This is a genomic window from Pedobacter gandavensis (assembly GCF_014172405.1).
GTDB classification, from domain to species: domain Bacteria; phylum Bacteroidota; class Bacteroidia; order Sphingobacteriales; family Sphingobacteriaceae; genus Pedobacter; species Pedobacter gandavensis.
The window spans coordinates 130,608-156,380 of the sequence record NZ_WNXC01000006.1 but is presented as its reverse complement, the minus strand read 5'-3'; the positions used below and the strand labels follow the sequence as shown (position 1 = coordinate 156,380).

22 protein-coding genes are annotated in these 25,773 nt (G+C 42.2%); 9 read left to right on the top strand and 13 right to left on the bottom strand.

Annotated elements, in window-relative coordinates:
• Window positions 1-62 precede the first annotated feature (62 nt).
• Together GM920_RS16415 and hemN are read left to right on the top strand one after the other, a co-directional pair.
• Window positions 63-533, top strand: coding sequence for a Rossmann-fold NAD(P)-binding domain-containing protein (locus tag GM920_RS16415; protein ID WP_182959494.1), 471 nt, complete (start codon window positions 63-65; stop codon window positions 531-533).
• Window positions 511-1,893: an oxygen-independent coproporphyrinogen III oxidase gene (hemN, locus tag GM920_RS16410; RefSeq protein ID WP_202986132.1), complete on the top strand. Its 1,383-nt coding sequence runs from the start codon at window positions 511-513 to the stop codon at window positions 1,891-1,893. Before GM920_RS16415 ends, hemN begins: the two co-directional genes overlap by 23 nt.
• Before the next feature lie 65 nt (window positions 1,894-1,958).
• Here the strand turns inward: hemN and GM920_RS16405 are convergent, their stop codons facing one another.
• The 9 genes from GM920_RS16405 to GM920_RS16365 all read right to left on the bottom strand — a co-directional run bounded on the left by GM920_RS16405 (window position 1,959) and on the right by GM920_RS16365 (window position 10,662).
• Window positions 1,959-2,363 carry a group III truncated hemoglobin gene (locus GM920_RS16405; protein WP_202986131.1) on the bottom strand — a complete coding sequence of 135 codons (405 nt, stop codon included), beginning with the start codon at window positions 2,361-2,363 and terminating at the stop codon, window positions 1,959-1,961.
• Between the two features lie 31 nt (window positions 2,364-2,394).
• Window positions 2,395-3,057, bottom strand: a complete 663-nt coding sequence (locus GM920_RS16400) for a sulfite exporter TauE/SafE family protein (RefSeq protein WP_235964559.1) — start codon at window positions 3,055-3,057, stop codon at window positions 2,395-2,397.
• Window positions 3,058-3,077: 20 nt separating this feature from the next.
• On the bottom strand, window positions 3,078-3,509 hold the full coding sequence (locus GM920_RS16395) for a FixH family protein (RefSeq protein ID WP_182959790.1): 432 nt from the start codon (window positions 3,507-3,509) through the stop codon (window positions 3,078-3,080).
• Between the two features lie 4 nt (window positions 3,510-3,513).
• The gene (ccoG, locus tag GM920_RS16390) at window positions 3,514-4,914 is read right to left on the bottom strand and encodes a cytochrome c oxidase accessory protein CcoG (protein ID WP_182959490.1); all 1,401 of its coding nucleotides are present in this window, start codon (window positions 4,912-4,914) and stop codon (window positions 3,514-3,516) included.
• Window position 4,915: 1 nt separating this feature from the next.
• The gene (locus GM920_RS16385; RefSeq protein ID WP_182959488.1) at window positions 4,916-5,710 is read right to left on the bottom strand and encodes a cbb3-type cytochrome c oxidase N-terminal domain-containing protein; all 795 of its coding nucleotides are present in this window, start codon (window positions 5,708-5,710) and stop codon (window positions 4,916-4,918) included.
• Window positions 5,707-5,874: a hypothetical protein gene (locus GM920_RS16380; protein ID WP_182959486.1), complete on the bottom strand. Its 168-nt coding sequence runs from the start codon at window positions 5,872-5,874 to the stop codon at window positions 5,707-5,709. The genes GM920_RS16385 and GM920_RS16380 overlap by 4 nt, the downstream gene beginning before the upstream one ends.
• Before the next feature lie 18 nt (window positions 5,875-5,892).
• Window positions 5,893-8,004 carry a cytochrome-c oxidase, cbb3-type subunit I gene (ccoN, locus tag GM920_RS16375; RefSeq protein WP_182959484.1) on the bottom strand — a complete coding sequence of 704 codons (2,112 nt, stop codon included), beginning with the start codon at window positions 8,002-8,004 and terminating at the stop codon, window positions 5,893-5,895.
• A 76-nt stretch (window positions 8,005-8,080) separates the two neighbouring features.
• Window positions 8,081-8,266, bottom strand: a complete 186-nt coding sequence (gene ccoS / locus GM920_RS16370) for a cbb3-type cytochrome oxidase assembly protein CcoS (protein WP_182959482.1) — start codon at window positions 8,264-8,266, stop codon at window positions 8,081-8,083.
• On the bottom strand, window positions 8,263-10,662 hold the full coding sequence (locus tag GM920_RS16365) for a heavy metal translocating P-type ATPase (RefSeq protein WP_182959480.1): 2,400 nt from the start codon (window positions 10,660-10,662) through the stop codon (window positions 8,263-8,265). The genes ccoS and GM920_RS16365 overlap by 4 nt, the downstream gene beginning before the upstream one ends.
• A 209-nt stretch (window positions 10,663-10,871) precedes the next feature.
• Here GM920_RS16365 and GM920_RS16360 point away from each other — a divergent pair, with 209 nt between their 5' ends.
• Genes GM920_RS16360 through GM920_RS16340 form a run of 5 tightly spaced genes read left to right on the top strand, consistent with a single transcriptional unit; the run spans window position 10,872 to window position 20,003 of the window.
• The gene (locus GM920_RS16360) at window positions 10,872-12,098 is read left to right on the top strand and encodes a Pycsar system effector family protein (RefSeq protein WP_182959478.1); all 1,227 of its coding nucleotides are present in this window, start codon (window positions 10,872-10,874) and stop codon (window positions 12,096-12,098) included.
• A 10-nt stretch (window positions 12,099-12,108) separates the two neighbouring features.
• A complete protein-coding gene (gene ppk1, locus GM920_RS16355; RefSeq protein WP_182959476.1) occupies window positions 12,109-14,106 on the top strand; it encodes a polyphosphate kinase 1 in 1,998 nt (665 codons plus the stop codon).
• 14 nt (window positions 14,107-14,120) lie between these two features.
• Entirely contained in the window at window positions 14,121-15,002 is an 882-nt protein-coding gene (locus GM920_RS16350; RefSeq protein WP_182959474.1) for an SdiA-regulated domain-containing protein, read from the top strand.
• 20 nt (window positions 15,003-15,022) lie between these two features.
• On the top strand, window positions 15,023-17,383 hold the full coding sequence (locus GM920_RS16345; RefSeq protein WP_182959472.1) for a GAF domain-containing protein: 2,361 nt from the start codon (window positions 15,023-15,025) through the stop codon (window positions 17,381-17,383).
• A gap of 7 nt (window positions 17,384-17,390) precedes the next feature.
• Complete coding sequence (locus tag GM920_RS16340; protein WP_182959470.1) at window positions 17,391-20,003, top strand: BamA/TamA family outer membrane protein; 2,613 nt, start codon at window positions 17,391-17,393, stop codon at window positions 20,001-20,003.
• Between the two features lie 85 nt (window positions 20,004-20,088).
• Here GM920_RS16340 and GM920_RS16335 read toward each other — a convergent pair whose 3' ends face one another.
• The gene (locus tag GM920_RS16335; RefSeq protein ID WP_182959467.1) at window positions 20,089-20,934 is read right to left on the bottom strand and encodes a CvfB family protein; all 846 of its coding nucleotides are present in this window, start codon (window positions 20,932-20,934) and stop codon (window positions 20,089-20,091) included.
• Between the two features lie 86 nt (window positions 20,935-21,020).
• On the opposite strand from GM920_RS16335, the gene GM920_RS16330 reads away from it, so the two are divergent.
• The gene (locus GM920_RS16330) at window positions 21,021-21,653 is read left to right on the top strand and encodes an ABC transporter ATP-binding protein (protein ID WP_182959465.1); all 633 of its coding nucleotides are present in this window, start codon (window positions 21,021-21,023) and stop codon (window positions 21,651-21,653) included.
• Window positions 21,647-22,738: a hypothetical protein gene (locus GM920_RS16325; RefSeq protein ID WP_182959463.1), complete on the top strand. Its 1,092-nt coding sequence runs from the start codon at window positions 21,647-21,649 to the stop codon at window positions 22,736-22,738. The genes GM920_RS16330 and GM920_RS16325 overlap by 7 nt, the downstream gene beginning before the upstream one ends.
• A gap of 24 nt (window positions 22,739-22,762) precedes the next feature.
• Here the strand turns inward: GM920_RS16325 and GM920_RS16320 are convergent, their stop codons facing one another.
• From GM920_RS16320 to GM920_RS16310, 3 genes are read right to left on the bottom strand one after another with little or no spacing between them, the layout of a single operon-like run.
• Window positions 22,763-23,872: a HesA/MoeB/ThiF family protein gene (locus GM920_RS16320; RefSeq protein ID WP_182959462.1), complete on the bottom strand. Its 1,110-nt coding sequence runs from the start codon at window positions 23,870-23,872 to the stop codon at window positions 22,763-22,765.
• A 4-nt stretch (window positions 23,873-23,876) separates the two neighbouring features.
• Entirely contained in the window at window positions 23,877-24,989 is a 1,113-nt protein-coding gene (thiH, locus tag GM920_RS16315) for a 2-iminoacetate synthase ThiH (protein ID WP_182959460.1), read from the bottom strand.
• Window positions 24,979-25,761, bottom strand: a complete 783-nt coding sequence (locus tag GM920_RS16310) for a thiazole synthase (RefSeq protein WP_182959458.1) — start codon at window positions 25,759-25,761, stop codon at window positions 24,979-24,981. The genes thiH and GM920_RS16310 overlap by 11 nt, the downstream gene beginning before the upstream one ends.
• Window positions 25,762-25,773: the final 12 nt, after the last annotated feature.

Here is a 25,773-nt window from a genome sequence, read left to right as displayed (position 1 = left end):
CCAAACTCATTCCCCCTGCTACCGCTTCCTGCTAACTTTGATTATTAATAAATCGAACCAGCATGAGAGTTGTCGCATATAGTATAAAGTCTTTTGAAAAAGAACCACTGGCCATCGCCAATAATAAAAAACATGATATTACACTGATATCCAATTCTTTGGGTTCTGAGACAGCTTCTTATGCCGCAGGTAAAGAAGCTGTAATTGTATTTAGTGAAGACGATGTTTCTGCTCAGGTAATCAACAGGTTAGCTGATCTTGGGGTGAAATTTATTGCGACACGCTCTACCGCTACACGTCATATCGATCAGGAAGCAGCCAACCTAAGAAATATCAAGATTGCCAATGTTCCTATGGAAGCGTTATCAACGCTTTCCGAAAAGGAATTACCCATGGCATTGGCTGTAGAAACGATTGTCAACCTCGATAAATGGCAGCAAAAGAAGTGCTTGGGGAATGCCTGTGTGTGTTCCAGATCCTGCGATCAGGTACATCCGGCATTAAATCCAAATGGCAAACCTCAACATCATTAATATGAATCAGCTGATCTCAAAATATCATGTTGCCGCCCCACGTTATACCAGTTATCCTACTGTCCCTTATTGGAATACAGCAGATTTTACGGTGAACGACTGGGAAAAAGCTGTTGTCCAATCTTTCAGAGAAAGTAATGACAAGGAGGGGATTAGCATTTACATCCATCTTCCTTTTTGTGAAAGTCTGTGTACTTATTGTGGATGTAATACCAGAATCACTAAAAACCACAAAGTAGAATCACCTTACATTGAAGCTTTATTGAAGGAATGGCAGTTGTACCTAAATCTTTTTGTGACGCGGCCCTTAATTAAGGAGCTGCATTTAGGTGGTGGCACACCAACTTTCTTTAGTGCAGCGAACCTGAAGCTGTTGATGGAGGGGATTTTAAAGTATGCGGACCTCCATGAAGCCGCAGAATTTAGCTTCGAAGCGCATCCAGGAAATACAAGTGACGCACATTTGGTGATTTTGAACCAGTTGGGTTTTAAAAGATTAAGTTTAGGTATTCAGGATTTTGATCCGCAGGTGCAATTGGTGATCAACCGGATGCAAACCTATGAAGAAGTGGAGCAGGTGACCGCCAAAGCAAGAGCTCTGGGATATACTTCTATTAATTATGACCTGATTTATGGCCTTCCTCAGCAACGAATCCAAGGACTTTCGGACACCCTGGATGCTGTTTTAGCGTTGAGACCAGACCGCATTGCCTTTTATAGCTATGCGCATGTACCATGGGTCAAACCCGGACAAAGAAGGTATACAGAAGCAGATCTTCCTTCCCAAAGTTTAAAGCAGGAACTGTACGAACTGGGCTGTAAAAGACTGAAGGATGGTGGATACCTGGATGTTGGTATGGATCATTTTACACTCAAATCAGATAGTCTATACGAAGCTGAAGTCACAGGGAAACTGCACCGAAATTTCATGGGTTATACCCATCAGTACAGTAAGTTAATGGTTGGATTGGGAGTGTCTTCGATCAGTGATACCTGGACTGCATTTGCACAGAATGTGAAAACAGTAGAAGCGTATTTGAAGATCGTTAACGAAGGCAAACTACCGGTAGTCAAAGGACATTTGTTAAACGAACAGGACATGATCACCAGAAAGCATATTTTGAACATCATGTGTAAAGGCTATACCAGTTGGACAGCGCAGGAAGCAAGTGCTCCGGAGTTTTCAGCCGCATTGATGCGGATGCGTTGGTTGGCCCAGGATGGATTGGTATTCTTGTCTGAGGACAATCTAAGGGTGACAACATTAGGCAAAAGATTCTTAAGAAATATCTGTATGGCATTTGATTATAGGTATTGGGCAGATCAGCCGAAAACAGAGCTGTTTAGCCTTACCGGATAAAGATTTTAGTTTTACGTCTCAAATGTGAATTTTGGTGACCGCAACAAGCGGTCGCCAATTTTTTTTTATAAGCCAGTAGTATTTGTAGCCTGTTTGATCTTGTATTGCATTAACTGCCCGATGGAAGAGGCTCTGGAGATCGCCTGGTCTGCAACCGGCCCTTCAAAATGAGTCCTGATCGTCTCTTCCCAGATTTTCATCCAGCGTTCAAAGTGTTCGCCTTTTAGGGGTACTTCTTGGTTTAAAGCAATGTGCTTGAGCATCGGGTTTCCTTTATACGTGACTACATCCAATAAGATCGTTTCCCAGAACTTGACCATCACTGGAATGTGCGCTTCTAAAGAGAAGTTAGCTGCTTTGAATACCGGCCCGATAACCAGATCTGCTAAGGCCTGATTGTAAAATTCGATCACCAGAAAACGAATGTCTTCCTGATCTTTAATATCTCTTTTAATTAGGTGAGTTGTCATTTTGGTACTAATTTACGATGATTTCTGGAGATTACCTGCATTCTGCTACGCCCTGAGTGGTACTTGCCGGACTTAAATAGGGGATGTTCAGTTCCATTCCTCTAAGGATAAACCAGATTCCCAGAAAGAGCATGAAGTAAGGAATCACACGGTTGATTTTCTTGCGGACTAAAGCGCCGGTAAAACCAATACCGACTGTGGCGATGAACATCAGGGGTAAGGTCCCCATGCCAAACCAGAACATATAGATAGCCGAATTACTGACGCTGCCAGTATTTAAAGCGCCCGCCATGGCCAGGTAAACGAAACCACAAGGTAAAAAGCCATTGATGATCCCAATGATCAAATGATTGGCTTTATGCTTTAAGGCATAGCCAAACAACTTGTTAAAGGGTTTGAGGAAGGCAGCAGGGGTGTTTTTAAGCATTTGAATTTTGAACAGCCTGGAACATGCCGCCATCACAATGAGGATACCGCTAAATATGCTGATGACTTGTTGTAACCCAGCCATCCACAACTGTTGTCCGATTAAACCGATAATCAGGCCTAAAAAGCAATAAGAAACAATCCTTCCCAATTGGTACAGCAATTTGTCCAATACCAGAAAAACCCATCCTTGTTTTAAGGATGGGACGGCAAAGGCAAGGGGACCGCACATGCCAATGCAATGCACGCTCCCTAGCAATCCGATCATGAAGGCGAGTTTTTCGTTGCTCATTCTACCATGACCTCCTGCTCATCCAAATAGGATTTACCTGCACTAGTCCAGTTGATGATGAGCTTCCAACGGCCTTTTGCAATTCCTGTTAAAGGAATTGCCACCCGATTTTGCGCATCTGTTTTGATGGGAATGACTTTGTCCATTCGTTTGTCCGCGCTGCGGACCAGGTTTATTTTGCCCTCAGCAGGAGCTTTAAAAGTCAGGATGATCCCTACAGTGCTGACCTGTACATCAGGTTGGGCATGGTCGGTTTTCACCTGTTCTTTAAGCTGATATTCTTTGTCGTAATCCAATCCTTTTTCGTAATAATCATTGTCTACCAGCGCATCAGGGCTGCTGTTAAACATTTTTATGGCAAGGATGATGATAAAGCTCATAAAGCAAACCATCCCGATCACTAATTTAGTCCCCCAGTTCCATTTCATTTCTTTAATCATTAAGCGGTGCGATGAAGGTCGTTTCAAAGGTGTCTACGACTTTTCCATCCGACACCAGTTTAAAACCAATATCTGACTTGTATTTCTTTAATTTTCCTTGCGGCATGATCACAAAAAAAGTAAGTTTTGCTACACCACCATATGCGATGGTATCTTGTTTTTGAATGTATTGAATCTTCACTTGTGGATCATCTGGTACAATTTCAAATTTAAGGCTTTTACTGGTCTTATTGATCAGTTCCGCGTTAAACAAGTTGCTCACTGCCTGTTCTTTAGCTCTCAATTGATACAGGGTGCCACTCGCACGTAAGATGGTCGTTTTAACCTCCGTTCTGGTAATCAATAAGTAGGAGAGAACTGAAATTAGCACTAGTAAAACAGCAGAATAAGCATAAACTCTTTTGTTCAGTTTAAAAGGCTGCTTTGTTTTGATCTCATCTTCAGATTTGAAGCCAATCAGACGGGTTGGGCGTTGAATTTTCTCCATCACCATATCACAGGCATCAATACAGGCCGTACAGTTCACGCATTCCATTTGCGTACCATTCCGGATGTCTATTCCTGTCGGACAAACCTGCACGCAGAGTTTACAATCAATACAGTCTCCACCAGAGTTTTCAACTCCTTTTACCCGTTTTTCACGCGGTTCTCCCCGCTCATAATCGTAAGCAACAATGATGCTTTGGTTGTCTAGTAAAACCCCTTGCAGGCGTCCGTAAGGGCAAACTACAGTACAAACCAATTCTCTCATTCTGGAGAATACCAGATAGAAAACCAGGGTAAATACACAGATGGAAATGAAGCCTGTCCAATGTAAAGCTATAGGTTCCGTCATGATGCTGATCAGGGTAGCCGAGCCAATTAAATAGGAGAGGAAGATGTTCGCGATTAAAAAGGATATCAATAGGTAAATCGCATGTTTAATCCCTTTTTTGAAGAATTTCTCGCTGGTTAGCGGCCCTTCATCCAACTTTTTACGCTTAGTCGGTTCTCCTTCTATCCAGATTTCTATTTTACGGAAAACCATTTCCAGGAAAATGGTTTGTGGACAGGCCCATCCGCAGAAGACCCGTCCAAAAACCACGGTAAACAATACAATAAAGACCATAAAGGTCAGCAAAGCCAATACAAACAGGTAGAAGTCCTGAGGCCAGAAAATCACCCCAAAAAACACAAACTTCCGCTCTAAAACATTAAGTAACACCAGTTGCTCCCCATTTAGTTTAATAAATGGGGCAACAAATAGTAGGGTCAGAAAAAAATAGCTGACCACCGAGCGATACTGATATAACTTTCCTTTAATCACTTTCGGATACAGCCATTTACGGCGCTGTCCGTCGTCTGTTAAAGTAGAGATCTGGTCCCTGAAATGACTTGGGCTTTGTGATGACATATTAATCTTTTTTGCCCTGTGGAGCTTTCGCACCCGCAGGATTACTTCCTTGAATAGAAAGAATATAATTGGTAATGTCTGAGATTTGCTGGGCATTCATAGATTTCTCCCATGCCACCATCCCTTTGTCAGGAACACCATATTTGATGGTCTTGAAGATGTTTTTTGGCGCACCGCCATGCAGCCAATACTCATCCGTTAAATTGGGGCCAACGGCACCTTCTGCATGTTCCCCATGACAAGGGGTACAAGCCGTTTTGAATAGTGCGGCGCCTTTTTGGATCATCGCTGGATCATCGCTTTTCTCAAAGTTATTCTCGTTGATCTTAGGACCGCCAGAGCCAGGTTTTTGAAGGAACGCAATGCGGTCTGCTTCTGCCTGACGGAGCTCTACAGCATACTCTTCTTCCTGTAACTTACCCCAACCAAATACATGGTAGTTGAGCATATAGCCGATGGCAAAAATGATGGTTCCATAGAATAAGACCATAAACCAGGCAGGAGTAGGGTTGTCCAGCTCCGCAATGCCATCAAATTTATGTTCCATCATGATGTCTTTCTCCTCAGAAATAGGTCTTAATCCCATTAACTTCGTCCAGAAAGATGGCTGCTCCGCTTTTTCCGCTGCCAGTTGCTCTTGTGCTTCCCAGTATTTTTCCCTTTCTGCTTCAGAAGCGAATTTGGTAGGATGAAGTGTTTCCTTGACGTAGACTTTGATGACCCTCAATACCAGTATGGAAACTACAAGTATGAGTACTGCAGTGAATAGCAGGGCCCAAATTAATAAATCTGTCATTGTACATCGTCTTTTAAAGGTAATTCACTCATATATTTAATTTCTTCTTTTTTCATGGTCAGCAAGAGAATGCCGACCAGGATAAAAAAGAGCAGGAATATGCCAAGGGAGGTGATTAAATACACCTGGCTTCCATCTACTTGATCTAAAAATTGCTTAAACATAGCGTTGTTGTTTAGGTTTTATTGGGCTTTAATGTCTACTCCTAAGCGTTGCAAATAGGCAATCAGCGCAATGATTTCTTTGTCATCTTTCACTTTGATGTTGTTCTGTCTAAGGTCTGCAGCAATGGCCTTGGCCTGTTTATCCAGGTCGCGGTTTGCTTTGTGTTCATAACCTTCTTCATAAGGAACACCCAGGGTACGCATCGCATTGATTTTGCTGATGGTGGTGCTGGTGTCCAGTTTCTGCGTAATCAGCCATTCATAAGGAGGCATGATACTTCCAGGCGACATCGTTTGTGGGTCTAACATGTGGTTGTAATGCCATGCGTTACCATATTTACCGCCTTCACGTTGTAAATCCGGACCGGTGCGTTTAGAACCCCATAAATGTGGATGGTCATACACAAATTCTCCGGCTTTACTGTATTCGCCATATCGTTCTGTTTCTGAACGGAATGGACGAATCATTTGAGAGTGACAACTCACACAACCTTCTCGGATGTACAAATCACGCCCTTGTAACTCTAAGGGACTATAAGGATGTACACTGGCAATCGTTGGAATGTTCGACTTGATGGTGAACGTTGGCATCATTTCAATCATACCACCAATCAGGATGACAATTAAAGAAAGTACCATGAAAACCATTGGTTTACGTTCCAATACCCTGTGGAATTTTTTCTCAGATCCCTGAGGAACGTAGTCTGCCGGTAATGGCATTGCTTCTGCTGGTTCATCGGCTAGTAGTTTACCTAAACGAACGGTTCTGATCAGGTTATAAGTCATCACGATTACACCGATCAGATATAATGCACCACCTATAGCTCTAAGCACGTACATAGGAAGAATTTGAATCACGGTTTCCAGGAAGTTAGGGTAACGTAGCATGCCATCTTCCGTGAACTCTTTCCACATCAATCCTTGAGTGAAACCAGCGAAATATAAAGGTACCGCATAGAAAATGATACCTAGTGTTCCAATCCAAAAATGGAAAGAAACCAGTTTTTTAGAGTACAATTCTGTTCTGTAGATTCTTGGAATCAACCAATATAAAATACCGAAGGTTAAAAACCCATTCCAGCCAAGCGCGCCAACATGTACGTGTGCAACGATCCAGTCGGTATAGTGTGCAATCGCATTGATCTGTTTTAAGGCAAGCATTGGGCCTTCAAAAGTGGCCATACCATAAGCGGTAATCCCAACCACCATAAATTTAAGCCTGGAATCTTCTCGTACTTTGTCCCATGCACCACGGAGTGTCAGCAATCCATTGATCATACCGCCCCAACTTGGTGCGATCAGCATGATAGAGAAGGCTACACCTAATGATTGTGCCCAGCTTGGTAAAGAGGTATATAGTAAATGGTGTGGTCCTGCCCAGATGTAAATGAAAATTAATGACCAGAAATGGAGAATACTCAGTTTATAAGAATAAACAGGGCGATTGGCCATTTTTGGAAGGAAATAATACATCATTCCCAAATAAGGAGTGGTTAAAAAGAAGGCCACTGCATTGTGTCCATACCACCACTGTACCAAGGCATCCTGTACACCAGCATATAAATAATAACTTTTAAAAGCAGATATTGGAAGCTGAAAAGAATTTACAATGTGTAATACGGCAACGGTAACGAAAGTAGCAATGTAAAACCAAATGGCTACATACATGTGTTTCTCTCTTCTTTTGATGATGGTACCAAACATATTGACCCCAAAAACAACCCATATCAGCGTAATGGCAATGTCTATCGGCCATTCCAGCTCCGCATATTCATGGGAAGAGCTAAATCCCAGAGGAAGGGTGATCACAGCGGAAATAATAATCAGTTGCCATCCCCAGAAGTGTATTTTACTGAGTACATCACTGAACATCCTCGCCTTGAGGAGTCGTTGCAGGGAGTAGTAAACACCCATAAAAATTGCGTTCCCTACAAAGGCAAAGATCACTGCATTGGTGTGTAACGGCCTGATCCGGCCGAAAGTTGTGTACTGGGAGCCCATGTTTAATGCAGGTTTGAAGAGCTGCATTGCAATGAGCAATCCGACCGTCATTCCGATGATGCCCCAAATGATGGTGGCTACTGCGAAGTTCCTGACGATCTTGTTGTCGTAGTAAAATTTTTCAGTCATGTTAAAAATTGGATTGCTTGTTTATGGATGTAAAATTAGGTCGGTGCGTTTAGGTACAGAATGACATCAATTGTGGCTATACATGATCTTCGTCACTTTTTATGTCCTCAATTTTCTCCTGAACCTCATCATCAAAGAGCATCCTGACCGCAGGGGTATAGGTGTCGTCATTTTGGCCGCTCTTACTGGCCCAGAAAAAAGCGGCAAGAAAGATCAATGCCAATAAAATGCTAAAGCCAATCAGGAGGTAGAGGATGTTCATAGGAGCTGGTTTTTCTTGGCATACAGTCTTACTGCGATGCTGGTGAATAGGATGATGGTGATGGTACTAATCGGCATCAATACCGCGGCAATGAGCGGAGAAAGCATGCCTTGTACGGCAAAATATAAGCCGATAGCATTATAGGTTAAAGAGATCCCAAAGCTGATGTGAATCACTTTTACGGCATCTTTTGCCTGTTTGATAAACATAGGAATCTTTTGAAAACTTGCACCGTCCAGAATGGCATCGCAGCCGGGAGAGAAATTGTTGATGTTATCGGTTACTGCAATACCTAAATCGCTTTGTTTTAAAGCTCCGGCATCATTCAGTCCATCGCCAAACATGAGTACTTTTCTTCCGGACTGTTGCAGGTTGTGGATGTAATCCAGTTTGTTTTGCGGACTTTGGGCAAAATGCATTTGTTGTGCTCTTGGAAAGAAGGGGATCAGCGTTTGTTTGTCCTGATCCTGATCACCGGATAACAGGTGTAAATCAGCATCTTTACCCAGTTTGAAAATCAGGTCTTTAAATCCGGATCTCCATTGCTGTTTCGAACAGAAAAAGCCGAGATACCTGTTGTTGATGATGATATGAACTGCGGCCCCCTGTGTAGGAGACTTCATTTTCAGGCCAAGGAAAGAGGCGCTACCCAGTTTCAGCTCATTCCCATTAATCATTCCTGAGATTCCGCGGCCCACCTTCTCCATGTATTTTACCGCAGTATATTTAGCAGGTCGGTTCAGCCATTTCACCAATTCCCTGCTTAAAGGGTGCCCGGAGTTTCTGGCCAGGTCATTTACCCATTGCTTTTCTTCTGCTGTAATGTGTCCTTCAAAGGTGAAACCCGTGTTTTCTGGATTGGTAATGGTGCCTGTTTTATCGAATACAAAGGTGTTGATGCGGGCGAGTTCTTCAACTACAGCCGTATTTTTAAGGTAAAATTTGTTTTTATCGAAGATGCTCAACACTGCAGAAAGCGTAAATGGTGAGCTTAAAGCCAAGGCACATGGGCAGGCGATAATCAGCACTGCAGTAAAAGAGGCCACCGCTTTACTGGGGTCGTCATGCAGCATCCAATAGGCAGCAGCACCCATGGCGATGCTCAGTAAAACAATGCTGAAGTACTTGCTGGCCCTATCGGCGAAGGTCCTGATCATGGTTTTATCACCAAAAAACGCCTCATTGTTCCAGAGTTGAGTGAGGTAACTTTGAGACACTGGCTTGACCACCTCCAACTCTATTGCGCCCTTCAATTGCCTTCCACCTGCATAAACGACTTCTCCCAATACTTTTTTAACGGGTAAGGATTCCCCGGTGACAAAACTGAAGTCCATTTCTGCCTCTCCTTTTAACAGGATTGCATCAGCCGGAATGATTTCATTGCTGCGGATGAGGATCCTGTTGCCAACTTTTAATTCATTTAAAGGTAATGGTCTTTCTTTTTCTCCTTCGATCAAAGTGACTGCAACCGGGAAATAGGAACGGTAGTCTCTTTCAAATGATAGGTGGTGGTAGGTATGTTGTTGCATCCATTTCCCGATCAACAGGAAGAAAACAAGTCCACATAGTGTATCTACAAAACCGGCTCCGGTATTGCCCACAATTTCCACGATAGAGCGTATAAACATGACAGCAATCCCTAAAGCCAAGGGGAAATCAAGGTTTAAAATGCCATTTTTAAGGTTATTCCAGGCAGAAATGAAATAGTCACGGCCACTGTAAAACACCACAGGAAGGGCAAAGGCAAGGTTTAACCAGCCAAAGAAGGTTCTGAATTCCTGTTCCAGAGCACTCAATCCGAAGTAATCCGGAAAGCTGAGCAACATGACATTTCCGAAGCAAAATCCTGCTACCGCAATTTTGCGGATCAGATGGCCTTCTGAATGATCGGACTTTTGCTTTTTAACCACATCCTGAAGGCTGATCAGTGGTTCATAACCAATAGAAGCGAGGATTTCTATAAGTTTCCGCAAGGATAATTCCTGGTTTTTGAAGGTGATGACCACCTGTTTCTTTAGAAAATCAATCCTGGACTGTATTACTGCTGGGTTAATCTGGTGTAAGTGTTCCAGCAACCAAATGCAGGAGCTACAGTGAATAGCGGGGATGTAAAGCGTGATGACACTCACTTTTTCATCGGTATAATCCACTAAATTTGCGGCAATTGCTGCTTCATCCAGGTATTCAAAATGGGAAGCTTTGTTTTTTTGTGTTTGTCCGGGTACATCGTTGTACGCGTAGTAATTTCCCAGGTTATGATTGGAAAGTAATTGATAGACACCTTTACAGCCAAGACAGCAGAAAGACTTGCTGTCCACCATATAAGGCGTATTTGGAAGGTCATCACCACAATGATAACATTGGGTTTCCTGGGCTATGTTTTTTTCTATAATCATAGGGGCAAATTGATGTGGTCAAAGTTCTACCTTCCCCTTAATTATAAATATGACGCTCATCACTTTCGGCCCTGATAGAAATCAGAAAAACTCTCGTAATGACATCTTTTAAACTTTCTATTAGATATAAAAATTAAAACCCTCATATTTATATCATCAACCAAAAATGAAACAGACTGTTTTAGGAATGAGAAACAAAAAGATACCGCATGAATTATAGGGAGATATTAGATCAGTTAAGGTTACATGTTGCAAACGTATTTCAGGCTCAAAGCGATTCCAGACTGATCTACCATAATTTAAATCACACGGAGCAAGTGGTGGAAAATGCAGTGAAAATTGCCAACCATTACCAGCTTTCCGATGAAGATTTCTTTGTGGTAACTGCAGCGAGCTGGTTCCATGATCTGGGCTATTTCTTTGATTGTGCCCATCATGAGGCAAGCGGAGCAGGTTTAGCTGGGGATTTTTTAAAGGAAAAAGGGCTCAGTGAAGAAGTTACGATGAAAATTGTGAAGTGTATTCTGGCCACTAAAATGCCTCAACAGCCGGAGAGCCTACTGGAGCAAATTGTGTGTGATGCCGATTTGTACCATTTAGGAAGCGATAGTTTCAAAGAAAGAAATAAACTGATGCGTAAGGAAGCAGAAGCTTTCTGTGCTAAAGCATTGGATAAGGATGAGTGGAGGCTGAAAACCATTCAGTTGTTTAAAACGCACCATTACCATACCGCTTATTGTCAGCAGTTACTGAATGGAAAAAAAGCGGAAAACCTGGCCGAATTGGAAAATAAAGCCGAAGAAGCAAGGGCTAATTCAAGCGTGTTAACTGCCAGTAATCCCCCAATCTTAACAGAGAAAAATAACCCTTTGGAAATAAAAAAAGATAAAAAGAAAAAGAGCGATCGCCCGGACAAAGGAATTGAAACCATGTTCAGGATCACTTCCGGGAATCATCAACGACTGAGTGATATGGCTGATAATAAGGCGCATATCATGATTTCTACCAATTCCATTATATTGTCAGTGATTCTGAGTATCCTATTGCGGAAACTGGAAGATAATCCCCATTTGATCATTCCAACCTTGATCTTATTGATCATTTGTGTGGTGACCATGGTATTCTCTATTCTGGCCACCCGCCCATCCATTCCAAAAGGGGTCTTTACGCCTGAAGATATCGCTCAAAAGAGAGTAAATCTCTTGTTTTTTGGGAATTTCTATAGAATGTCCCTTCCGGAATATGAAGGGGGGATGCTTAAAATGATGGAAGACCGGGAATTTCTTTATGGCAGTCTGATCAGAGATTTATATGCCCAGGGTGTGGTATTGGGTCGTAAATACCGACTTTTAAGGATCGCTTATAATGTGTTTATGTTCGGGATTATTGCGGCTGTTCTGGCCTTTATTACCGCTTCAGTTTTAGTGACTTTATAATTAAGCTGATATGGGCTCCGATGTTTATTTTAACCGGGATATTAGCTGGCTGAGCTTTAATGAGCGCGTGCTCATGGAGGCAGGAAGGGCAGGTGTACCCATTTTGGAGAGCATCCGATTTTTAGCCATCTATTCCTCTAATCTTGATGAGTTTTACCGGGTAAGAATGCCGGTCATGATGTGGGATTATGAGCTGGCAAAAGCGAAAATCGACCAGCAGCAACAACGCTACGGAGAGATTATCGGTACGCAAATTTTGCCTGCATTGGAAGCCCAAAATATCTATTGGCTGTATAATAAGCCAATTCCATCGGCTATCTCCGGACAGGTAATCGAGCTCTTTTTCAATGAAGTTCTGGCTTATATTCATGCAGAATGCATTGATCAGGGATTGGCAGATTTCTTTGCGGAAAATAACAAACTCTATCAGGTCGTTGTGCTGCGGAATTCAGAAGGGAAGGAACGGATGGAGCTCATCAGTATTCCTTCTGAAGATTTACAACGTTTATATGCGATTCCAATAGATGGCAAACAATATGTGGTCTTTCTGGAGGATATCATCAAATATAACCTGGCTTATCTATTTCCTAATGATGAAATCCAGGGTGCTTACAACCTTAAAATTACCCGAAATGCAGCGTTAAAAATAGGACAGGATTATTCCGAAGACATCACGATTGCCCTGGAAAAGGAATTGGAAGCGCGAGACTATGGTTTTGCTACCCGTTTTCTTTTTGAGCCGGGTATCCCTTTAAGGAATCTTTATCGGATGATCTACGCCTTAAACCTGCAAAAAGCAGCAGTAGTACAAGGAGGAACCTATCATAACCTGAAAGACCTCAGTGCCTTTCCTTTAGATGAAAGGCTTTTTGGTTATCCCAAATGGCCGGCAGCAAAGGCAGTGAATATTGCAGAAAAGGAGACTTTATTCGAGCATATGCTTCGGAAGGATATCTTGGTCAATGTTCCATACCAGAATTATGATGCGGTATTGCGCTTCTTCAATGAAGCTTCCAATGACCATCATGTCAGCGAAATTTATGTGACGTTGTATCGCGTAGCCCGCAATTCAAGGATTGTAAATGCACTCATGACCGCCGCCAAAAATGGTAAAAAGGTGGTTGTACTGGTTGAGCTGAAAGCCAGATTTGATGAAGCAAATAACATCAAATGGGCCAAGCAAATGAAATCTGCAGGGGTAAAGATCATTTATAGTAGTATTGACCTTAAAGTCCATGCTAAAGTAGCCCTTGTAAAAAGGATGATCAAAGGAGAAAATCAGTACCTGGGCCTGATGGCTACAGGAAACTTGAATGAAAGTACAGCTAAGTTTTATACAGATCATATCTTATTGACTGCACATCAACCGATGCTGCAAGAATTGGAGTTGTTGTTCGACTTTCTAAGTAGAAAGGATAAGACTACTGTGGTTGCGGAACCCATCGAGTTTAAACACTTGCTCGTTGCGCAGTTTAACCTGCATACCCGCTTTCTCGAACTGATTCAGCGGGAGATAGACCATGCTAAAAATGGCTTGCCTGCCGCTATTACCATTAAAATGAATAACCTGGAAGAGCAGGTTTTGATCGCCAAGTTGTATGAGGCTTCAGCAGCAGGAGTGAAGATACAGCTCATCATCCGTGGTATCTGCTGCTTAATACCAGGAAAAACAGGACTCAGCGAAAATATTACCGTAAGAAGAATTGTAGATCGTTTCCTGGAACACGGAAGGATCTTTATCTTTGAGAATAATGGCCAGGAAGAAATGTATATGGGCTCTGCGGATTGGATGAACCGTAATATTTACAGCAGAATTGAAGTTTGCTTCCCTTTATATGACGCAGATTTGAAACGTCTAATCCAGGAATTTATTACCTTGCAGCTTCAAGATAATATTCAGGCAGTAAATATGACCGAACAACTGCAGAATCAAGAAATCAATGGTTCGCCTGCAATACGTTCTCAGGAAGCTATTTATCATTTGTTACAAGTGTTTAATAAGGAGTAAATGGACCTATTTTTATGAAAAAAATCTCTACTAAATTATTATACATCATGCCCGTTGTGGCATTAATCGCATTTTATGCCTGTAAACCGATTGCCTCTAAGTTTAGCAGTCCTGTAGGTTACGATCTGGAACATCCAGAGAAATTCAATATGCCGGAAAGCTTGCTGGAAATCTCAGGGATCGCCTTTTATAAGGGGATGCCAGATACCATTTATTCTATACAAGATGAAGAAGGTAGCGTTTTCCGACAAAAATGGGATGTGAAGACGCAGAAGAATGTTCGCTTTGCAGGTAAGGGAGATTATGAGGATATCGCGATTTTCAATGAAAAGGTGTTCGTTCTAAAAAGTAATGGCCACCTGTATTCGTTTCCTTTCTCGGAAACGGTAAAAGAAAAGGCGGAAAACGTGAAAGAGCGCAAAAAATTGGTTCCAAAAGGGGAGTATGAGAGTCTATATGCCGATCCAGAGACCAATAAAGTCTATGTATTGTGTAAGTCATGCCCGGTAGATAAGAAAAAGAAAACTTCAACGGGTTATGTGTTAAACTACGATTTAAAACTGGATAGTTTGATTCCTGAAAGTAGCTTTAGCATTGATCTGGAGCAGATAAAAGCACTAAATCCTAAGTTGAAAGCAAGTCTGAGCCCTTCTGCACTGACCAAAAATCCAAAGACAAAAGAATGGTATATCCTGGCATCCGCCAATAAGTTATTAGTCATCGCAGATGAAAATTGGAAAGTAAAAGAAGTACACCGTCTCAACTCTTCTATCTATAACCAACCAGAAGGCATAGCTTTTGATAAAGATATGAACTTGTACATCTCCAATGAAGGAGATGAATTGACCAATGGAAATATCCTGAGGTTTAAATACTCGACATCGGTAAAAAAGTAAAACAATAAACAGTACGAAAAATGCAAGCTATCACGCTGGATTTGAACAATAGTATTAATGGCTTAAAAGAGCGTTCCCCTTTGGGAGCAGAGATTAAGTTGTCTTTGCAGCCGTTTATCACTTTTGTGGAAGAGAAGGCAAATACTGAAAAGACCGCGAAAATTAACTTCTACCGCTACATTCTTGAACAATTTAAACAGTATCCTGAACTGAAGGACCCCATTCCAATGGAGAATGTCCATAAGTATAATACCCTGTTTGAATTGATTTATACTGCTTTATCGCCAATTATTAACGAAGAGAAAGAACATTTTTGGGCGATTAGCACCCCATTGGCTGCTTGTTTTCATTATGGTACCAATGCGTTTTACAATGTTTTGCTGGAGCCTTCTACCTGCACCCTGAAAGCAGACCTCTCGCTTCCTTCAAAATCAGAAATGAAGAAAAGCGTGCTGTCTGCGTTTTATAATATGGTGCTGCATCGTTTTTATAATTTTTCATTAACAGCCAATGAGTTTACGGTAAATTCAATTGTTGATCCGGAAACAAAACTGCCTAAATATTACCGCTTAAATGTAGACACACGGTTTCTTACCATTACCGCAAATGTGGAATTGCCGGAATATGACCTGAACATCGTGAAGGATTATATTCAGGATGAGACCAATACACTGGATATACTGACTAAGCTAATCCCACCTGAAATTTTTACGGTTGAGGGTATTTCCATTGTCACCTTAACCGATGTCACAGGGGAGTATGCGCTGGAGTCGATTAAGAATGTGATGATTGATCATCACGAATCAAAGAATGTAAACTATGGTAAGGAGATTAGCAATGCCCTAAAAGCATTGGCCGGATCTGATCATCTCGAATTCGGTCTGCTGCCTTATCTGAAGTTAAATAATAAGCTTTTAATCAATGAAAAGTCTGGTTTTCATAGCATCCTGATTAAGCTGGCTGAAGAGGCCGGATGGAAGGATGAGGAAGAATTTGACCTGATAGAGGATTATCTAAAGCATCCAAGAACGTTGATTTTTCCTGAAATCACAGAGGAAGAACAGGAGAAGTATCCGATACTTCGTTTGTTATGGGCAAAAGGAATCAAGTCCTACGCCTTGTTTCCATTATATTATAATGCGAAACTGGTGGGTTGCCTGGAATTGCACACCAAGGAATCCAGTCATTTTAATGGCAATGCCCTCACCAAACTAGATCTTGCTTTTCCTTTATTAGCACAGTTATATCAAAATATTATCACTGATTTTAATCAGGAAGTTGCAGAAATTGTGACAGATAAGTTCACTGCTTTACAGCCCTCGGTACAATGGCGCTTCAATGAAGCAGCTTACCATTACCTCAGATCTGGTGGGAAAAAGCGCAATCTCCCTGTAGAACAGGTGTTCTTTAAGAATGTACACCCATTTTATGGTGCTGTAGACATCAGGAATTCCAGCATATTGAGAAATATGGCGGTTCGTAAAGACCTGAGTGTGCATTTTGAAATGCTGCAGAAGACCTTGGACATCATCAAAAAGAAGGTCTGCGAGTCATTGGAAAATGACCTGCCTAAGAAGTACGAAATATGGAGTAAATCCAGGTTTGAAGACCTGACCGACCGCGAAATTCTCAAAACAGAAGATTACCTGCAAAGGCAGATTCCTGCGGCTTTAGTGCACCTGAAAGATACGCATCCAGAGCTTAAACCCATCATCGACGAATACTTTGTCTGGACTGCTGTGGATGGAAAAAGCTATGAGCACCGCGATCGGTACGAAAAAAGTTTACAGATGATCAATCTGGCAGTGACCAGGCATCTGGATGTGTTTAACAGAGAAATTCAAGAGATTTTCCCTTGTTATTTTGAAAAATTTCGTACCGATGGGGTGGAATTCGATATCTATTTAGGGCCTTCCATTGCCCCTGATGCTGATTTTTCAGAGGAAATCTTATATCAATTCCGCTTGAAACAGTTAAAAGTCCTGGCAGAAGTAGCGCAAACCAGTCATAGTTTAGCACCTTATTTCTCTTTACCATTGGAAACTACGCAGTTGATCTTCGTCTATGAGAAGCTGATCGATATCAGTTTCAGGATTGATGAGCAACGCTTTGATGTAGAAGGGAGTTATAATATCCGCTACCAGATGGTGAAGAAACGGATTGATAAAGCCCATGTAAAAGATACTACAGAGCGGATTACCCAACCTGGAAAGATCGCTATTGTCTATTTCAATAGCTGGGAAGCCAGAGAATATCTTGGATATATCAAAACGCTTCAGGAGATTGGTCTGTTAAACGATGACCTGGAGTATCTGGATATTGAGGAATTGCAAGGAGTGGAGGGATTAAAAGCCCTCAGAATAGGAGTAACGCTTAAATAAATTCAACATGCGTTTTAAAAAGGAGCTGCAAGCGGCACTAATCATAAATATGGCGCTTGGAGCCATCCCCGCTGTGGGTTTCGCACAACACGCAGTAAAATCAGACTCTATTACGGTGGCAATCGCTCCGGAATACGATAAAGTAAGTAGCTTTCACCGATTTTGGTTAGGGGAAAGTTACCGTAAGCTATGGGCAACGCCGGTAACCTTGCGGATCATCGACCTTCAGAAAGAAAAAGGCGGATTAAAAATCATAAAATTAGGCGGTGGTATGCAGACCCGTTCCCTACGTTTGGTAGATCCAACAGGAAAGGAATGGGTATTGAGGACCGTTCAGAAATATGCAGATCGGAGCTTGCCGGAAAACCTCAGGGCTACGATTGCCAAAGACATTACACAGGATCAGGTCTCTACAAATCATCCTTTTGCCTCCTTAATTGTGCCGCCATTGGCTGAAGCACTGGAGTTGCCGCATGCGAAACCGGAAATGGTGTATGTGGGTGATGATCCAGGTTTAGGGGAATACCGTAAGGAATTTGCCAATGCAGCCTATATCTTCGAGGAAAGATCCCCTTCGGAGGAGAAAACCGACAATACAGAGAAGGTACAAAGGAAAATTCAAAAGGATAATGATACGAAGGCAGACCAGAAAATGACGCTTAGGGCGCGTTTGCTGGACTTCCTACTAGGAGATTGGGACAGACATGAGGACAATTGGCGTTGGGCGGCGGATAAAACAGTAGATGGTACAACCTATACGCCGGTACCAAGAGATCGCGATAAGGTTTTCTATAAAACTTCCGGGGTATTCCCTTGGATATTGAGTCACCAATGGCTTAAATCACATTTGCAGCCCTATTCTCCAACAATTAGAGATGTGGAGCACTGGAATTTTAATGAAAGGTACTTCGATCGGTATTTCTTAAATGAGCTGAACGAAGCGGATTGGAAAGAGGCGGTGAAGCTGGTGCAAGGAAAAATGACGGATGAATTGATTGTTAAAGCATTCAGGGAAATGCCGGATCCGATTTTTAAGCAGTGTGGTGATCAGTTGATTGCTGATTTTACTTCCAGAAGAAACCAATTGGAACAACTGGCTTTGAAATACTACCGCTTCCTGTCGATTAATGTAGATATTCCAGCTTCCGATAAGCCGGAACTCTTCGATGTAAAACAGGAAGAAGGCGGGAAAGTAAGGGTGCATGTCTTCAATATTAAGAAGGATGGCAGCAAGGGACGCCGCTTTTTTAGCCGTACTTTCGATCCTCAAGTGACCAAAGAAATCCGTTTATTCGGACTTGGTGGTAAGGATGTGTTTGAGGTACATGGCAAAAATGAATCGCCAATAAAGCTGAGAATGATTGGTGGGGAAGAAGTGGACGACTTTAAAATAGCTGAAAATGTCCCTAATAAGTCGGGTTTGTTCATTTATGACCGTTCCGATGAAACCAATGTGCTTCCAGCAAAAGGATTTGCTAAACTCAGATTGGCAAAAGATTCAGCAGTAAATCAATTCAATAAAAATGGCTTCTTATACGATAGAAAAGGAATTCTTTTTGATGCAAATTACAATATAGATCAGGGAATCCAGATTGGATTGGGCTATATCTTAGAGAAACAAGGTTTTAGAAAATCCCCTTATGCTTCTAAACAAGAGATCTGGGCGCATTATTCTACTGGACGAAAGTCCTTTATTCTGGATTACACCGGAGATTTTAAGAAGGCAATAGGTAATAATGACCTGAATGTCGCGATAAATATGTTGGGTCCCAATAACCTGAGCAATTTCTTCGGATTGGGAAACAATACAGTGTATGAAAAGGGTGATCATGATGATTTACCCGGGGCTCATGATCGCGAAGATGGGATCGCTTATTACCGAAACCGATACAATTACCTGAATGCTAATGTGAGGTTAAGAAGAGCCTTGGATAAGGCCTGGACTGTAGAAGGTGGCGTGTTATTGTCCTATTATGCCAGTAACCGCAAGGAAAATGAAGAACGCTTTTTGTCTGATTATGATTTGCAGTTCCCTGAGCAAGGCGTGTTTGATAATCGCATCTATGCTGGTTTAACAGCTGGATGGGCTTATGATACCCGCAATAATATCGCAATTCCTACAAAAGGTGTTTTCTGGAAAACGACTATTTCTGCGCAACAACGGGTTAACGGAGGGGATCAACGGTATGGTGTGCTGAATACAGAATTCCGCTTTTACCTAAATCCCGGGAAATCAGGTTTTGTGATTGCCAATAGAATTGGTGGGGGAACAACAGTTGGAGATCCGGCATTCTTTCAACAGATTCAGTTGGGTGGCGTAAATAGCCTCAGAGGCTTTAACAGCAGACGTTTTACAGGTCGTACGGGCTTGTATCATAACCTGGATCTGAGGATGAAGTTGTTTAATTTTACCTCGTATCTGGTGCCTGGAACAGTGGGTATGATTGCCTTTAATGATGTAGGTAGGGTATGGGTGCCAGGAGAATCCAGCGGCAAATGGCATCAGGGCTATGGCGGTGGCTTGTACGTAATGCCAGGAGATCAGTTCCTGATTCAAGGAACATTGGGCTTCTCTAAAGAAGCAACAATGCCATATTTCTCTGTGGGTTTTAATTTTTAAGCAGCTGATTTAGCATCATATAAAAACAAAAAGGCCGGTTATTTCTAGAAATAACCGGCCTTTTTTATACGTTATACTTAAGGTATTAATCTGCTTCTTCGTCCACGAATAACTTAATTTCGTGATCAGAGATGGTGATTAAACGGTCTCTGTAAAGACCACCAATTACCTTTTTGAAAGCACTTTTGCTGATTTTAAAACGGTCGTAGATGTCGTCTGGTGCACTTTTATCACCCAAATGAACCACACCACCACAAGCTTTAAGTTCATCCAGGATCACGTCTTTGTTCTCCAGAATGTGACCATAACCCATTGGTTGCAGGCTTAAATCTATTTTACCTTCTACACGAATCTTTTTGATCCATCCCTTTCTGATTTCACCTGGACTTAACTGATCAAACAGCTCATTAGTGTACAATAGGCCAATGTATTTGTTGTCTACAATAGCGTTGTAACCTAAATCAGAGCGGTCAATGATCAATAAACTAACCTCGTCACCTTCTTCAAGGTCGATGTCTTGATCTTCCACGTAGTTGGTTAGGCGGGAAGAGGCCACCATACGGTCATTGCTCTCATCCAGGTACACATAAACCACATGGTTGTCACCTTTAAACATCGGGCGTTTTTGCTCACGTTGAGGAACATAGATGTCTTTGTCGATACCAAGATTCATGAAAACACCATCTTCACCATCGTCAACAACGGTTAAGTAAGCGAAATCACCTACACAGGCAAATGGTCTTTTGGTGGTACCCATCAATCTTCCGTCCTTGTGCATATACACGAAAACATTGATATTCTCCCCAATTTCGACGTTTTTAGGGACATCTACATAAGGTAACAATACCTCTTTATCACCTTCGGTTAAGATGAGGCCGTTTTCGGTTTTATTTATAATTCTTAGATCGTTATATCTTCCTATTTCTATCATGTTCTTGCAGGCATTTTTGCAAAGGTAGCGATATAGCAAGTAACATATCCATCATAGCCGCATCTAAATGTAAAAAATAAACGAAATTGATCAGACTCGCGTTACATCAGATTGATAAAAAGTACGGGAATCATGCGATATTTTCTTTTGAGAACTGGCAGTTGGATCATGGTATTTACTGGCTTAAAGGGGGAAATGGTACCGGTAAGACAACGCTGTTTAAAATGATCGCCGGGCAAACGCCTTTCGAGGGTTCGCTGATTTTAAATGACATTAGTCTTAAAAATCAACCGGTTAACTATCGGTCAATGATCAGTTATGCGGAAGCGGAACCACAATATCCAGCATTTATCACTGGAAATGAGCTGCTGAAATACTATTTAGATGTTCGTCAAGCCAAATCTGAGGACTCCAGATCCTTGGTTGAAGCTTTGGGGATGGCTAATTTTATGGATCAAAAAGTTGGAAGTTATTCCAGTGGGATGCTTAAAAAACTATCTTTAATCTGCGCATTTGTAGGTGATGTCCAGCTTTTTGTACTGGATGAGCCTTTGATTACGATCGATACCGCTGCGGCGCAAGTGCTTTATCAGGTGATCAATGCCCGCCATGCGCAGGGTTCTTCCTTTTTACTTTCTTCTCATCAGGAGTTGGAAATGAATCATTTACCGATCAAACAGGTGTTTCAAATTGTAGAACGACAGATTCAGCCATGCTAAAGCTGATTTTAAAAACCTTAAGTAAAGAGTTTTATGGAGCCCATGCCGGTCTCTTTCTATTTGGTTTTTACCTCGCTTTTGGTGTAGTAGAAGGCGGTCAACTGTTGAGTTACCATAAAACATTGATGTTGATGGTGTACGCTTCTCCGCTAATTCTGGGAGCAGTGTATTGTTTTTGGGCACTATACTTGCTTAAATGTTTTTTGTTCATTAGAAAACAATTGAAAATGAGGGGATATCATTTCGTGTTTCTTTTGGGCGCTACCACGCGGAAAGATCAATTCAAGCTGTGGTTTAAGACGTATCTCGTATTGTTCTTACCGATTTTAGGCTATATCATTCCCTTTTGTTATGTCGGGTTAACCGAAGGATATTACATCGGGGTGTTGACAAGTGTCAGCTTTGTATTTATTGTTTTAAGTCTCGTGTCCGGTTATATGTACCGGATTATTAATTATAGCCATGTTCCAGTAAAGGTTTATTTTTCCTTCCCTTGCCCCCAATTGAAGAAACCTTACTGGACATGGCCTTTGTATTCCTTGGTGATGGAACAAACACTCATGCTGTTTTTGAGTAAAATCCTTTCTTTTTCTTTGTTTTCTATAGTGATGTGGGTGTTTGCTGATGTCCCAAATGACGGGAGAGTAGCCTTAATCGGGATACTGGCCGCAGTGCTTGCTCATAGTATGGTGATCCAGGTTTTGTTGAAGCAGGAAAGGGATCAGCTTGCTTTTAATAAGAGCTTGCCCATAAAATTAACCACCAGAATGGGGCAGACCCTGCTTGTTTTTCTGATGCTTTTTCTGCCTGAAATTCTATTTTACTTACGCAGTGTAGCAGGGGATGTCCAGTCTTTTTTTGTTGGATTCCTGTTTGGTCTGGCTGGATTGATGGGCCTGAGGATGGTGCTGTATTGGATTAAACTGGATCTGGATCGTTACTTCAAATGGTTGCTGGGTTTCTTCTTTATCAGCATGTTTGTGATCCTGAGCGGTTACGCCATCAGCTTTAGTTTGTTGATGTTGACTGCTTATTTTCTTTACTTTTACTGCTTCTATTACCGGATAGATCTTCAGGAAGTGTAAAAGGGTTTTAGTTTAACTTTAAGATTAGGTTTGTTGATTTAATAGGCTGATAATAAATAGTTTTTCTGTTCTTTTTGTGCCGACGATTTTGGTGGCCATTCTACTTTTTCCACCGGATGTACAGCAAAAAACGAGGCGATGTTGAAAGGGCAACTCGTCGATTTTCTCCCCAAGTTCATACAAGGAAATGTGAATTCCGCCAATGTTTTGCATTTCAAACTCATGGGCTTCCCGAACATCTATCAAACAAAATGGCAGCTTATTTGCCTCCCATTCCAGAAGTTCTTCCGGGTAAACTTCCTCATAGGCGATCGCTTTTTTGAGCAAGGGTTTACTGTTTTGATCAGCGTGCTCAGTTTCCTGCCGCTGCGGTTCAGTTTTTTGATCTGAATTTCCGGATTTAAGATCCTGGTGTTCTTCTGGTTGAATGTTAAAGAGCTGCATATCGTAGTTTAGTGCATTGAAGATAAGGAGTTTTCCGGAAAGACAATCACCAAAACCGCAGATAACTTTGATCGCTTCATTCGCCATCATGCTGCCGATAATCCCTGGTAATGGTCCTATGACGCCAGCTTCAGCACAGTTGGGGATGTCATGACCAGCTGGTGGCTCAGGGTAACAATTGCGGTAATTCGGGCCGCCCTGATAATTAAAGACCGAAACTTGCCCTTCAAACCGGAAAATGGATCCAAATACCAGTGGTTTTTTAAGGGATACGCAAGTGTCATTGACGAGATAGCGCGTTGGAAAATTGTCCGATCCATCGATGATGAGCTCATATCCCTGAATCAAGTCAGCAGCATTTTCTGAGGAGATATGGAAAGGATATGCTTGTAAGTCAAGACTTGGATTGAGGAGTTTTAGCCGTTCTATAGCCTTTAAAGCCTTATTTTTACCCAGGTCTTCTTGTTGGAAAAGGATCTGCCTGTGCAAATTGCTTTCGTCAACGGTATCGCCATCAACGACTCCGATTTTACCTATTCCTGCTCCGGCGAGGTAAAATAGGAGGGGGCAACCCAGTCCGCCAGATCCAATAACCAAGACCGCTGCTTTCTGTAGTTTTTCTTGCCCTGCTGTCCCAAGCTCTTCCAGTAAAATCTGCCTGTTGTATCTTTTAAGTGCTTCTTTTTCCATGTGTTTATTTCATTAAGCTCAAGTCCCAATCCTTCCATACGGGTTCATATCCTTGTTTTTGAATCATTTCTGCGATTTCAAGGGCTGTTCTTTCGTCAGATATTTCGAATTGTTCCAGGGATTGTGGCTCCACTGCATAACCTCCCGGATTGGTTTTCGAACCGGCGCTGATGGAGGTAATGCCCAATTTGATGATGTGATCACGGAAAATAACGGATTCTCTCGTAGAAATCGACAATTCTACTTCTTCATTAAAAAGGCGGTAGGCGCAGATGAGTTGTACCAATTCGCGGTCGTTCATGGCTACTTTTGGCTCTAAGCCTCCACTAAAGGGCCTTAATCTTGGAAAGGAGATGCTGTATTTGCTTTGCCAGTACTTCTTTTCCAGGTAATCCAGGTGCATTGCAGTGAAAAAGGAGTCCGTTCTCCAGTCTTCCAGTCCAATCAACACACCCAATCCCATTTTATGAATTCCGGCTTCTCCCAGACGATCTGGGGTATCTAAACGGTATTGGAAGTTGGACTTTTTACCTTTTGGGTGATGTTTTTTATAGTCTTCCTCATGATAAGTTTCCTGATAAACCAAGACGGTATTTAGCCCATAGGGGGTCAATTCCTGATAGTCGGCCAGGTCTAATGGTTGCACTTCCATGGAAATATGGGCAAAATGTGGCCTGATTAGGTCTAAAACCTTTTTAAAGTAATCTGTGTGTACGGTTTGATTGGCCTCACCAGTCACCAGCAACACATGATGATACCCCATTTCTTTGATCACGGCCACTTCTTCCATGATTTCCAGCGCTGAAAGTGTTTTACGCTTCACTTTGTTGTCGTAGCTGAAACCACAATAGGTGCAGATATTGTTACATTCATTACTTAGATAAAGCGGCACATACATTTGTATCGTTTTCCCGAATCGCTTCAAAGTAAGCTCCTGGCTCAATTTAGCCATGCTTTCCAGGTAAGGAGCCGCCGCAGGTGAAATCAGGGCTTTAAAGTCCTCCAATGTTCTTTTGGGCGTATTTAAAGCCTGTTCTACATCCTTAGCTGTCTTTGCATAGATACTTTTACTGGTTTCTTCCCAGGATTGGTTTTCAAAAAATTCGTTAAATCTCATCTTCAAGAAAAGCGGTTAATGGGCTGCTGGCTACAGCTAGTGAATTGATGGTGCCCAATCGGGCAAGGTAGGCCATTCTGCCTGCTTCAACGGCTATTTTAAAGGCTTCGGCCATGAGCACGGGGTTTCCTGAAACGGCAATAGCAGTATTTACCAATACCGCATCCGCACCGATTTCCATGGCCTTTGCAGCATCAGAAGGAGCGCCAATTCCGGCGTCAATGATTACAGGAACCCGACTTTGGCTAATGATGATTTCCAGAAAATCAATGGTTTTTAACCCTTTATTGCTGCCAATAGGTGATCCTAATGGCATTACTGCGGCGGTACCTACATCCTCCAGGCGCTTACAAAGTACCGGATCTGCATGGATATAAGGAAGGACTACAAAGCCTAGTTTGGCCAGTTCCTCTGTCGCTTTTAAGGTCTCAATAGGGTCTGGCATCAGGTATTTCGGATCTGGATGGATTTCCAGCTTAATCCAATTGGTTTCCAGCGCTTCTCTGGCCATTTGGGCGGCAAATACCGCTTCTTTGGCATTTCTTACCCCGGAGGTATTCGGAAGTAGGTTTAAATGAGGGTGGTTGAGGTGTTTCAACAGCTCATCAGGCTGCTGGTTTGCACTGGGATTTAAGTCCACACGCTTTAGTGCAACAGTGACCAGCTCGGAAGCGGAAGCCAGTAAAGCGGCTTCCATAATGCTGCTGGAACTGAATTTTCCAGTGCCCGTAAACAGGCGGGAATGGAAGGTTTTATCTGCTATTTTTAACATGATTTCATCGGG